Annotated in this window: 8 protein-coding genes and 1 pseudogene; 4 read left to right on the top strand and 5 right to left on the bottom strand. The window is 62.5% G+C overall.

All coding sequences use genetic code 11. The features are described 5' to 3' along the window. Positions 1–271: 271 nt before the first annotated feature. Both M1P90_RS10115 and M1P90_RS10120 read right to left on the bottom strand, forming a co-directional pair. The gene (locus tag M1P90_RS10115) at positions 272–694 is read right to left on the bottom strand and encodes an OsmC family protein (protein ID WP_483702494.1); all 423 of its coding nucleotides are present in this window, start codon (positions 692–694) and stop codon (positions 272–274) included. 125 nt (positions 695–819) lie between these two features. Then, positions 820–2,016: an NAD(P)/FAD-dependent oxidoreductase gene (locus tag M1P90_RS10120; protein ID WP_483702495.1), complete on the bottom strand. Its 1,197-nt coding sequence runs from the start codon at positions 2,014–2,016 to the stop codon at positions 820–822. A gap of 467 nt (positions 2,017–2,483) precedes the next feature. Here M1P90_RS10120 and M1P90_RS10125 point away from each other — a divergent pair, with 467 nt between their 5' ends. Genes M1P90_RS10125 through M1P90_RS10135 form a run of 3 tightly spaced genes read left to right on the top strand, consistent with a single transcriptional unit; the run spans position 2,484 to position 5,194 of the window. After that, entirely contained in the window at positions 2,484–3,098 is a 615-nt protein-coding gene (locus tag M1P90_RS10125; protein ID WP_483702496.1) for an RNA polymerase sigma factor, read from the top strand. Next, positions 3,095–3,379 (top strand): anti-sigma factor family protein, encoded by a 285-nt coding sequence (locus tag M1P90_RS10130; RefSeq protein WP_483702497.1) that lies wholly within the window; start codon positions 3,095–3,097, stop codon positions 3,377–3,379. The genes M1P90_RS10125 and M1P90_RS10130 overlap by 4 nt, the downstream gene beginning before the upstream one ends. A 15-nt stretch (positions 3,380–3,394) precedes the next feature. After that, positions 3,395–5,194, top strand: coding sequence for an SLC13 family permease (locus M1P90_RS10135; RefSeq protein ID WP_483702498.1), 1,800 nt, complete (start codon positions 3,395–3,397; stop codon positions 5,192–5,194). Positions 5,195–5,566: 372 nt separating this feature from the next. Here the strand turns inward: M1P90_RS10135 and M1P90_RS10140 are convergent, their stop codons facing one another. After that, a complete protein-coding gene (locus tag M1P90_RS10140) occupies positions 5,567–8,842 on the bottom strand; it encodes a hypothetical protein (protein WP_483702499.1) in 3,276 nt (1,091 codons plus the stop codon). 1,369 nt (positions 8,843–10,211) lie between these two features. Then, entirely contained in the window at positions 10,212–10,358 is a 147-nt protein-coding gene (locus M1P90_RS10145; protein ID WP_483702500.1) for a hypothetical protein, read from the bottom strand. Positions 10,359–10,531: 173 nt separating this feature from the next. Here M1P90_RS10145 and M1P90_RS10150 point away from each other — a divergent pair. Beyond that, a pseudogene (locus tag M1P90_RS10150) lies at positions 10,532–11,747 on the top strand (IS701 family transposase). Here M1P90_RS10150 and M1P90_RS10155 read toward each other — a convergent pair. After that, positions 11,722–12,336 carry a PQLLE family protein gene (locus M1P90_RS10155; RefSeq protein ID WP_483702501.1) on the bottom strand — a complete coding sequence of 205 codons (615 nt, stop codon included), beginning with the start codon at positions 12,334–12,336 and terminating at the stop codon, positions 11,722–11,724. The pseudogene M1P90_RS10150 and the gene M1P90_RS10155 sit on opposite strands and share 26 nt — an antisense overlap. Positions 12,337–12,528: the final 192 nt, after the last annotated feature.

The raw sequence follows: 12,528 nt of genomic DNA on the forward strand, positions 1-12,528 counted from the left end.
GCGTTGCCGCTGCTGTGTGGCATCGCATCGCCACAATCATCTGATGCAGCAAGCTGGCGGGAGGTTACATGCGCAGGGGTCAGGGGTCAGGAGACAGAAGTCAGGAGTCAGAAGACAGAAATCAGGAGACAGAAGTCAGGAGGCCGATGGCGTTGCGAGTCTTCACAGAAACATGTTTGGCAGCTCGCACTACACAGCGGGCGCATACCGTGATACGCACCCGCTGTATAGAGATGCGCCCGCAGTTCGGAAAGGGCTTGCTGCCTACTGCCTACTGCCCGCTGCCCTCGTCGGGGTCGAGAATTTCCGCATCGAAGGTGACGGCGATGGCGGGCGAGAGGGAAGCCCGCACCGAGCAGTAGGAGTTCAGCGCGAGGTCGATGGCCCGTTCGAGCTGGCGCGGCCTGACGCCGGGAGCCTGCACCTCAAAATGCAGATGGATCTGCTGGTAGGCCCACGGCGCCTCGCTCGCCTGCGTCGCGCTCACGCGCACGGCCAGCCGCTGCAGGGGCAGGCGCTGCTTGCGCACAATCTCAACAACATCGTGCGCGGCGCAGGCCGCCAGCGAAATCAGCAGTGTGTCCGAAGGCTTCACGCCCACGTCGTTCGGCGGCGAAAGCACCACGCTATGCCCGCTGCTGTCTACCCCGAGAAAGCGCTGCTCGTCGATCCAGGTCAGGTCGATCTGTGGCATTGTGACCTCAATACTACGGCTACCCACGTTCCAATAGAACTACGCACTACGCACGACGTTCTTTTATAGAAACGCAGTGCGTAGTGCGTAGCACGCCATTCATTAGCTATCATCCACACATTCGGTCACACGTGGCCGTGCTTGCGCGTGTACAGGAAATATTTCTCGAAGGCCAGCTTGGCCCAGTGCGCCTGCGGCCCGGGGATGATGAACTCCAGATGCCGCGCGCCGAGCATATGGTCGCCAAGAATGAGCATGCCCATGTTGCCCGTGTCCATAATACAGTAGGCATGGATCATTGAAAAGGGCATGGTTTTATGCTCGCCGCCCGTGATGTCGGCCGCAATATTCGCCGCCGCCGTTTTCGCCATGACCTCCGAGGGGTAGCCGGTCTTCGGCACGCCACAGGGCACCGCCGTCTCGCCCACGGGCGGCACGTACACCGCCACGCCCGCCGCAAAAACCTCGGGGAACTGCTTGTGGCGGTAGCCGTCGTCGGTTTCGATAAAGCCGTTGGCATTGCCCAGGCCGGGGGTGTTGCGAATGGCGTCGATGCCCAGGAAGCGCGGGATGATCATGGTGAACTTCGAGGGCAGCACTTCGCCGCTGCCCAGCACCACGCCATCGGGCCGCACTTCCTGCACGGTTGCGTCGGTGCGCCAGGTAATGCCCTGCATGCCGAAAAATGTTTCCGACAGGCTCTTGGCGTTGCCCAGCCCGCCAATGCCGAAGTGGCCCAGGAATGGCTCGGCGGTGACGTAGGTCAGCGGCACTTTGTCGAGCAGGTGGTGCTTCTTCAGCTGGTAGCGCAGGTTGAACAGGAACTCGTAGGCCGCGCCAAAGCAGGCTGCTCCCTGCGACGCGCCAATCACAATCGGGCCGGGGTCGTGCAGAAAGCGCTCCCAGGCCTGGCGCGTTTCTTCGGCGTGCGCAACATTGCAGATCGACCAGGAGTTCTGCTTTGGCCCCAGGCCCGGCACGCTGGCAAAATCGACTTTCGGGCCAGTGGCGATCAGCAGGTAGTCGTAGGGCAGGTCGGCGCCGCTGGTCTTTACCAGCCGCTGCTGCAAATCGAAGCCAGTGACCTGCGCCTCGACAAAGTGAATATGGTGCTCGGCGTACACTGGCCGAACGTCGAAGGAAATATCGCTCTTCTCGCGCAGGCCGAATGGATACCAGATCAGCGAGGGAATAAACACGAAATCGTGCGTGTTGGCCACCACCGTGATGTCGTGCTCGTCGCCGAGCAGCTCGCGCAGCTCAAGCGCGCCAGTGTACCCGGCGAAGCTGGTGCCAACCACAACAATGCGCTTGCGTTCCATTGCATCCTCCCGTGATGTGCGCCGGCTGCGCGACAGTGGGCAGCCAGCCAGCTCGATACCCCCCTCCCGTATCCCCTTTCAGCCATAGTGTAGCCGATCGGGCCGGCGCACTTAGAGAATGAGTTGATCTTGCTGGTGAAGGTTTCTTACCGCATATGCGGGATTGGCGTCTGGGCGTATAGCTATACGCCCGTTCGGTTGCAGGTTTGCAGCCGAGGCGTATTGCTATACGCCCGTTCGGTTGCAGGTTTGCAGCCGAGGCGTATTGCTATACGCCCGTTCGGTTGCAGGCCGTCATTCATTTTCTTTGCGCCCTTTGCGCCTTCTGCGGTGAATAGTCTCGTCGTCATTCGGCCTGCCCTGTAACCTCGCGCCCGGCCCGCGCATCAAACCGGCAGGCGCGTTCGACACGGCTGGCAATCATGGGTACAATGCACACAGCTTCTTCCCACGCAAAGGAGTGCGCTGTGCCCGGACCAACCATCGAGCTGAGCGTGTATGCCGACGAGGCCGCGCTGCTGGCCGGGCTGCGCGCCGGCGAGCCCGACGCATGCACCTGCCTGGTCAAGCGCTTTGCGCCGCTGGTGTATGCCAAGGCTCTGCGCATCGTGGCCGACCCCGACGAGGCCGAGGGTGTTTTGCAGCTGACGTTCATCAAGGCGTGCGAGAAATTCGCTAGCTTTGAAGGGCGCAGCAGCCTGGGCAGCTGGCTCTATCAGATCGCCACCAACGAGGCGCTGATGAAGCTGCGCCGCCGGCGGCCGGGCGGCTCGCTCGATGAGCTGGGCGAGGCGATTGCGCCCGAAGAATTGCCAACCAACCTGCGCCCCTGGTCGCGCGACCCGGCCAGCGCCGCGCTGGATGGCGAATTGCAGCGCCAGCTTGAACGCGCGCTGGCCGCGCTGCCCGAAAGCCTGCGCGTGGTGTTCGTGCTGCGCGAGCTGGAAGGGCAAAGCACCGAAGAAACCGCCGCCGCGCTGGGCCTGGGCGCGAGCGCGGTGAAAGTGCGCCTGCATCGCGCGCGGCTGCGGCTGCGCGAACTGCTGGCGGGCTACCTTGCCGGCGAAGGAGCGGAACCATGACCCACGAGCATTCGCAGGACGACCTGCCACGCTGCCGGGTGATGCTCGGCCAGCTGAACGACTACCTCGATGGCGACCTGGCTGCCGAGCTGTGCCAGGCGCTTGAAGCGCATATGGCTGGCTGCCACGATTGCCAGATTGTGCTCGACACGCTTGGGCAGACGGTGCACCTGTACCACAGCCTGGACGAAGCGCCGGCCGAGCTGCCCGCCGCGATTGAGGCACGCCTTTTGCAGCACCTTCAGGAACGAATTGCATCCGCCGCTCGCACCGAGCACTAGCACCGAGCGACCACCATGCCCACGCTGTCCTGGCCCGAGATCACGCTTCTCCTGATCGCCGGGGCAGCCTTTGCCCTCATTCTCTCCAATCGCATTCGGCCCGACATTGTCGCCGTGCTGGTGCTGCTGGGCCTGGGCGTCAGCGGCATTCTTGCGCCCGAGCAGGCGCTGGCGGGCTTCAGCAAGCCGGCCGTCATCACCATCGTCGGCCTGTTTGTGATCACAGCGGCGCTGGAGCGCACTGGCGTGGTGCAGCGCCTTGCCACCGGGCTGGCCTACCTGAGCGGCACCAGTGAAATTCGCATGGTGGCGGTGTTTATGGGCGCGGGCGCGCTGCTTTCGCTGGTGATGAATAACATCGCCGCTGGGGCCGTGCTGCTGCCCGCCGCCGTCAGCGTCGCCCGCCAGTCGAATGTGCGCGAGTCGCGGGTGCTGATGCCGCTGGCCTTTGGAACGCTGCTGGGCGGCATGGCCACGCTGTTCACCACCGCCAACATTATCGTCAGCGGCAGCTTGCAGGCGCAGGGCCAGCGCGGCCTGACCATGCTCGATTTCCTGCCCTCGGGTGGCGCAATGGTGCTGGCAGGAATGGCCTACATGCTGCTGGTTGGCCGCCGCCTGCTGCCTAACCGCGAGTCGGTTGGGCGGGCGATGGTTGCGCGCCCAAACCTGTCGCAAACCTACCAGCTCGACGAGCGGCTGTGGGAAGTGCGCGTGCATCCCGGCTCGCCCATGGCCAACCACCCCCTGGCCGAAAGCGTGCTTGGCGCGCAGCTTGGCCTGACGGTCGTGGGCATCTGGCATGGCCGCGAGGCCAAAATCCCGCCCGCCACCGATGAAGTTATTGCGCCCGAAGATATTCTGCTGGTGACGGGCCGCGAAGAGCGTGTGCGCCAGCTGGAAGCGCAGCACACCACCATTGGGCGCTTTGGCTACCACCGCAACGCCTCGCCCAACCTGGCAGTTCACCTGACCGAGGTGCTGATCGGGCCGCGCTCGCCGGCCATTGGCCAAACGCTGAAAGACCTGCGTTTCCGCACCAAGTTCGGCCTCACCACCGTGGCGCTCTGGCGCGAAGGGCGCAGCTACCGCACCGACGTGGGCGATTTCACGCTCCAGGCCGGCGACGCCCTGCTTATGGTCGGCGCGCCCGGCCGCATTCGCCTGCTGGCCGAAGAGCCGGGCTACATCGTGCTGGGGCACCCCGAGCCGCCCGTGCCAGCCGGGCGCGGCATGAAACGCGCAATTGTGATCACCGCGCTGGCGCTGCTGCTGGCCGCGCTCGGGCTGGTCGCCACCTCCGAGGCGATGCTGGCGGGCGCGGTGGCGCTGGTGCTGACGCGCTGCCTGAGCGCGGAAGACGCCTACCGCGCCATCGAGTGGCGCGTGGTGGTGCTGATCGCGGGCATGCTGCCAATTGGCACCGCGCTGGTTTCCACCGGCCTGGCCGCGCAGATCGGGCAGGTCTTCACGCTTACGCTGGCCTCGGCCGGGCCGCTGGCGGTGGTTGCCGGCCTGTATCTTTTCACCGCGCTGCTGGCCCAGCTGGTGGGCGGGCAGGTCGCTGCGCTGATCATCGGGCCGATTGCGGTGAGCGCGGCAGTGCAATTGGGCGTGAACCCAAGCGCCGTGGGCGTGGCCGTGTCGATGGCCTGCTCGGCGGCGTTTCTCACGCCAATTGCCCACCCGGTCAACGTGCTGATGATGGCGCCGGGCAGCTACACCTTTGGCGATTTTCTGCGCGTTGGCGCGGGCATGATGGCGGTTTGCTTTGCCACGCTGCTGCTGGTGCTGCGCCTGTTCTGGCAGATCTAGCGCGCTTTCAGCGCGGGGGGCGGTGAATGGGGTATGGCGACGCACTATCGTGCTCGACATATGAAATTCCCGTGCTCATGCCTTTGTAAACAGCGATGCTTTCATCGTTCGTTGTCAGCCTTTTCGCATAACGGAGGCATGAGAAGGCAAGCTTCCAGGAAGCTCATCTGGTTATCAGGTTGAAGCAAAACTGGCTTGAGCTTCCTGGAAGCTGAGTACGCGGGGTGTGGGAACCCCAGCGGCCCTGCGGCCCGAGCAAACCAAGCGGGCGGACACGTAGGTCCGCCCAGACAGCCTGCGGCCCGAGCGACACAAACGGGCGCGCAGGGATGCACTCCCCGCGCGCCCGAACAAGCAGGATAAACGCCGAAGCTACATCCCGCAGCTTGCCGGCCAGGCCAGCCCTTCTACGTCCTTGTAGGGCATGGTAATCCGCTTCTCCTTGATCTCCTTCTTGGCGATGGGATCGTAGGCATACAGCGTCTTCGAGCCATCGACCGCCATCGCCAGCAGGCCATCGGGCCGCAGGCTCAGCGCCTCGACATTGCCCGGCAAGCTGCTGGTGATCTTGGTCAGCTTCTTGGTGGCCGGGTTGTAGCTGTACAGCGTCTTGTTCTCAGCGATGTACAGCGTCTTGCCATCCTTGCTCCACGCCATGCCCTCGGCATCCATCTTCGACGAATACACCACCGTGGCCGCGCCAGTGCTGGTGTTGATCGTCACCAGGCCTTTGTCGTAGCCCCAGCCCCACAGCACATTCGTGGCAGGGTTGAACGCCAGCGCCTCCAGCTCTTTCATGCCGGTGCTGCCCACAAACGTTGGCGCGCCCGTGCTGGTGTTGATCGTGTAGAGCGCGGCGCGCTGCTTGTACTTGTTGGTATCGCCCGAGCCAGCGTAGAGCACGCCGGTGGTGGGGTGCAGCGCCAGCGACTCGATGTTGTAGCCCTTGGCCACGCCACCCAGGTTGCTGAACGTGGGCGTGCCGCTGCCAACCGTCATGGTGAAGAACTGGTCGTCCGAGCTGTTGACTTCGTTCACGCCATAGACTTTGCAGGTGGCCGGCGCGTTGGCGGCGTTGCCCAGCAGCACGCTTGCCGTGCCGCCCGCCGTCACTGTCGCGGGCTTGCAGCCGCTGCCATCGCTCGGGTCGGTGTTCGTCCAGCCGCTCTTAAGCGTCTCGCAGACGGTGTAGCTGCCCGCCGCCACGGTGAACGTCGCGTTGCCGTTCGAGCCGGTGGCGTCGCTCGCGATGGTCGTCGCGCCCTGCTTGACCGTGATCGTCCAGCCGCTCAGGCCCGGCTCGTTCAAGTCTTTCGCGTGGTTCTTATTCAGGTCGTTGTACTTGGTGACGGTCAGCGTGCCGGTGGGCGCGGCACAGGGCGAGCTTGCCGGGTTGGGCTGGAAGCCCGTGGCGTTCGACGTGTCGGTGCCGCTGCACAGCCACGGGTCGAAATCGACATTGCCGGTGGCCTTGTCGCCAGTGCCGGTTGGGTTGCTCGCAGCCGTCGGGCCGGTGTTGGAACCCCACCAGTTGCGCTCGGCATCCAGCGTCGGGTCGCTCGCGCCAGTGATCACGCCATTGGCACTGTTGCCCGTGATGCTGTTCAGGTTCACCTTCAGCGTTGCGCTGCTGGCAAGCCCGCCATAGGCGTTCGCCACGAAGTCGTACACCGCCACGCCATTGCTGAAGTTTTTCAGGTAGTTGTTTGCGACGGTGATCGCCGCGTTTGCGCCAAGCGGGCCATTGGCCGAGTTGCTGCGGATGAGCACAGCGCTGCTCGGCGGGGTGCTACTGCTGGCAACATTGCCGCCATTGAACTCGTTGTTCGTGATGGCGACCGTGCCGGTGCCGCTGCCGCGCACGCCCACCGCGTAGGTGGCGCTGCCGCCGGCCGCATAGCTGCCCGAAAGCGTGACCGTGTTGCCATCGACGGTATTGCTGCCGTTCACATCGCGCAGGTCGATCAGCGAATAGTTATCGACCTGGTTGGCAACCGTGGTGTTGATGGTGTTGCCGGTGATCGTCATTGCGCTGTTCGGGCCATAGCCAAAGCCGCCGTCGAAGATCTGAATGGCGGTCGACTTCAGGCTCGCGAAGCTGTTGCCGCTGATTGTCACCGTGCGATTACCGCCGCCCAGCCAGATCCGGCTGGTCGAGTAGGCGCCGCCGGTGATTGTGTTGTTGCGGATGGTGGCGTTGCGCATGTTGAAGAGGATCATGTCGTCTTCAACCGCGCGATTGTTTTCGATCAGGATGTTCTGATGGCCGTCAGGGGTTGCATCCTGGGTCGAAATATTCGAGTTGTAGTTGCGGTAGCTGTCGTTGTTGCGGTAGATCGCGTCCGTCGAGCTGCCGGCCAGGAACACGGCGTGCTGACCGAGCGCATTGAAGTAATTCCCTTCGACGGTCAGGTCGTCGTGGTTGGACATGTACATGCCGCCGGGGAAGGTGCCATTGCCGGGGTTGCCCTTGAACTCGTTGTTCAGAATGGCAACCTTCTCATAGCGCCCATTGCCCGGCCCGCTCAGCGCGGTGATGATCCAGGGCTGGCTGGTGGCTGCGCTGCCGTCGAACACAAAGCCGTCAATTGTGACATTGTCGGCCTGAATGTTGACGGGAACCGAGCTGTTCAGCGCCTGCACCACCGACTGGCCGCCTGCGCGGCCTTTCGCCAGCACGCCGTGCTGGTTGCCTTCCAGCGTCAGCGGTTTGCCGATCACCAGGTTCTCGGCATACACGCCATCCTTGACATGCACAGTGCCGCCCGAGGATACCTGGTTGATGCCGGCCTGAATATGCTGCTTGGCATCGGCAAAGCTGGTGCCGCCATTCGCATCGTTGCCGGTGTCGTCATCCACATAGCAGTCGGTTGTGCACTGCACGATCACCGGGTTCGGCTCGAAGTTGGCGGTCACGCTGTCGCTGCCGAAGCTGATCGCGACATTGTCGACGAAGCCGCGGAAGGTGTTGCCCCAGCCCGAACCAACGCCGACCTCGATACCAATAATGTTGGTGTCGGGGCCAAGCTGGTGCGAGCCGTTGAACGTCACGCCGCTTTGCCATTCGGCCAGCGTCACATCATATTCTGTGACGGTGAAGCCCGGATTGAACGTGCGCATCCAGAAGTTGCCGGCCAGAATATCGTTCGCGAGCCACTGGTTGGTCGGCACGGGGGTGTTGATGCTGCCGCCGTTGTAGACATTCTCCCAGATCAGGTAGCCCGTCTTTGGCGTGGGCTCGTTGGTGGAGTAGGCCAGGCGAAAGGCTGGTGCCAGGTGCTGGGCCGCGGTGCTGCTGCTGTCGCGATAGAACTCGTAGCTCAGCGCGCTGATGTTGCTGAGCGTGCGGCCACTCACCACGCCCCAGTATTTCGCATAATCGGCTTTATCCGTGGACGTGCTGCTTGTAAATTCAAGCGAGCCGAGGTTGTTGGGCGCATCGCCGCGCGGCTTATCTGTCGTTATAGCAACAGTGCCGCTGTTTCGAAGATTCATAGGCTGCCAGCCGTCGGGGTTGTTTGGCGTAACAACGGTATAGGGCGTGGCGGCCGCCGCGCGGCCAAGCGTCACCAGGAGCAAGGCCATAATGGCGAGCAGGGCGGTGGGCAGGGTGATTCCACGCCACAAGGTGGAGTGCCGGGTGTGCATAGCGAAACCTTTCTTCCGAAAGCCTATGGTACTCATGCCATACTGCTGCGTTGTGAAACAGGGGCTGCAAACAATGACCTTGCGGAAGAAACAAAAAAAAGACGCACCCGGCGCGCGCACTAACGAAAATACCTCCCTTCGGGGGCAGGCATCGGGCGCAAATATATGAGTACAAACAAAGCGGGTTAGGTTTATTGTGGCATTCCATGCATAATATTGTCAATATATAAGCTTATGGATTTGGATAACGATTATTTCATCAATATTTTCAAAAGGCTTTTTATTTTTCAACAAGTATGTTTCTTTAATGAAAGTAATACACCACGTAGCAGATCGTGCCTTTGCATTATTCATGCGCTCTGTCTGGGTGGATTTATGTGTGCGCCCACCGTCAGTCGGGGCCTGTGCGGCCCCGCGCCCCGCAGCAAAGGCATTTTCCTGTGCAAGGTCAGTCGGGGCCTGTGCGGCCCCGTGCCCCGCATCATTTGTCTGAGCGGACCTTGTCTGGGCGGACCTGTCTGGGCGGACCTACGTGTCCGCCCTCTATCTCTGTCGGGGCCTGTGCGGCCCCGCGCCCCGCAGCAAAGGGCCGGCCGCGGCCCTCTGCACTCCCCGGCCGGGGCTCCGCCCCTGGACCCCGAATTTTAGGTGGCCGACTCACGAAATGCTGCTGTGTCATGCCTCCGTTGTGGATGCAGGCAAGGCATCAGACGAGAGAACCAACCTCGTTGAGGCAGCGCCGCAAACTGGTTTGACATTATTGTTCGCTGCCAGCGGCAAGCACAACGGAGGCATGACATGTAAACATCACAAACGATACCGACATCAAATTTGGGGTTCGGGGCGATAGCCCTGGCCGGGGTGCAGGGGCGGGTAGCCCCTGCGGCCTTGCGGCCCGAGCAAACTGGTTTGAAAACAGTACTGATTTGGGGTTCGGGGCGATAGCCCCGACGCCGGGCGGGTACCCACGAAGTGGGTGGGAGGCGCAAGCCCCGGCGGCCCTGCGGCCTGAGCAAACTGGTTTGAAAACAGTACTGATTTGGGGTTCGGGGCGATAGCCCCGACGCCGGGCGGGTACCCACGAAGTGGGTGGGAGGCGCAAGCCCCGGCGGCCCTGCGGCCTGAGCAAACTGGTTTGAAAACAGTACTGATTTGGGGTTCGGGGCGATAGCCCCGACGCCGGGCGGGTACCCACGAAGTGGGTGGGGCGGCGCGAGCCCCGGCGGCCTTGCGGCCTGAGCAAACTGGTTTGCAGCCAGCACTGCTTGTGGCCCGAGCAAACAAAAAGGGCGGACACATAGGTCCGCCCAGACAGCAAACGCGCCGGGGCGTATTGTATACGCCCCGGCGCGCCGAAACAAAAAGAACCCTACCCAAGCGCAACGCGCGCAATCGCCCGGAAATCGCGCATCCAGGCCCGCAGCTCTGCCAATGCCTCATTGCGCTGCTCCGTCATTGCCCGCGCATCGGCACGCGCCTCCTGCTGAGCCACGAGCTTCGCGGCAACGGCCGCCACCAGGTTCTGCCCCTCGCTCAGCTGCGCCGACGTGAGGCCGAACGGAGCGAGCTTCTGCGCGATTGCCCTGCTGCCCAGCGCGTTGGCGTAGAACTGGACTTTTGCAGATTTGCGGCAACAAGCTTCTGAGCATATGATCAGGCGAGCGTTGGTCTACCAGTTGGGAGGCACAGGTGCCAGCAATTGTCGCGATACCACAGGTGGTCGAGGAACTGCTGGTCCAGTTCGCCGACCTGTTTCCAAATGAGCCTTCACGCCGCCACTTTGCCGAATACCTGACCGGGCTGTTTGTAGCGGAGCACAAGACCGTGAGCGGTATCACGCGAGAGTTTGCCGCCCCACCCGACCAATCCACTCTCAATCGATGGTTGACTGAAGCGCCCTGGGATGTCCAGCGCATCAACGCGCACCGGCTCGAATGGCTTCAACAGGACGCTGCAACGCGCTATCGTCACGACGGCGTTATCGCGATCGATAACACTTTGATAGATCATGACGGCAAACTGATAGAGGATGTCGGCTATTTCTGGGACCATGCCGACAAACGCCACCTGATCGCCCACGATTACCTGTTTGCCAACTACGTCAACCCGAGTGGGAAACATTATCCGCTCGATTTCCGGCGCTTCCGCAAGCGCGAGCAGTGCGACGACGAGCGCCCGTTCAAGAATCACACCGACCTCGCTAAGGAACTGATCGATTGGGTTGTCGCTGAGGACATACCGGGCGACTTCACCTTCGACAGTTACTTCACCAACGCGCCAATTATGAACACCCTCCACGCCAAAGGTCGCAGCTACATCGGTGATTTGAAAGCCAACCGAGTGATTGTAGTCAGCGGGAAGCAGACCAGCGTGACTGAGTGGGTCAAAACGCTCACGCCGCTTGTTCGCACCAAGTTTACGGTCGGCGGTCACACGCAATGGTAAGCTCACCAAGTCCGTTCGTCTGCCCAATGTCAACCACCCAGTGCGTATTCTGGTGTTGTGGTCAGAAGCAGAAGCTGCGACGCCACGCAAGATCCTGATCAGCAACCGAACCCAGTGGGAAGCTCATCGCATTTTGAAGGTCTACAAAAAGCGCTGGACAGGGACGGAGACCTTTCATCGGGACGGGAAGCAGCATTTGGGCATGGGCGAGTGTCAGCTCAGGGACGGGATGGGCCAGACCAGGCACATGCACCTCGTCGTCCTGGCGTACACGGCTCTGATGCGCCAATTGAAGCATGATCGTGCCTTCGAATGGGCTCACACACGCCTGATGACCATTGGCGAGTCCTGTCGCACCATCGCTCGCGAGACCTTGGGCAAAACGCTTGCTTGGGCCATCGAACAATCGCACCAAGGCATGACTCTGTCCGATATCAAGCTCCGTTTGGCTTTACCCTGAGCTTTCGCCTATTTCTGCAAAACCTTAGGTAGAACTGCTGCGCCTGCGCCAGCCAGCTGGCCTGGTCATATTTGCGCGCCGATGTCATCCCCAACGACTGCGCCGCGCCGCGATCCTTGCGCAGCGCCACGCGCGCAACCGCCAGATGTCGCGCAAACATTGCTTCGGCCTGCTCCTGGGCGGCATTGCGCGCATCGACGGCAGCGTAGCGCTCGCCGCGGCCAGCCTGCTGCTGCTGAAAGAGCGCCAGCGCGCGCTCGTAGAGCGCCCGGCCCGCCCGCATGCGCTCGGCGTCGTAGCCATACTGCGCCAGCGCCGCCTGCATGGCCGCGTTGCCCAGCACCGTCTCTATGGCAACGCGCGCGGCGAACAGCTGGCCCTCGATCCTGGCCGAGGCGCTGGCGCGCAGCGTGGGCGTGGGTGCTTCGTCGGCTGAGGCAGCGGGCGGCGCGGGCGCGTCGCTGTCGAGCAGGGTGAACGTCACGGGCGCGTCGGTGTCGAGCAGGGTGGCCGGGGTGGTGCGGGGCGGCAGAGGTTCGCTGAGGACAGCGCCATTGGTCGTTGAAGAAGCCTTTCCGTTGCGTTGCATAGAGACTACTTCCTTTGCTAGGTGATTGAGCACCAGTGTGCCCAACGTTCAAGAACGTGCTAGCGATTATAGTAGGCTCGCAGCGGAAAGTGAAGCGCGCTTGTGTGCAAATCGGGAGCGGAACGGCGACCGTTTGGTGGCAAAACTCTTTTTTGCTAATGCACAGGAGAAGGCAAAGGGTATGTCGTAAGA

The sequence above is a fragment of the Kouleothrix sp. 19917 genome, from assembly GCF_057073505.1.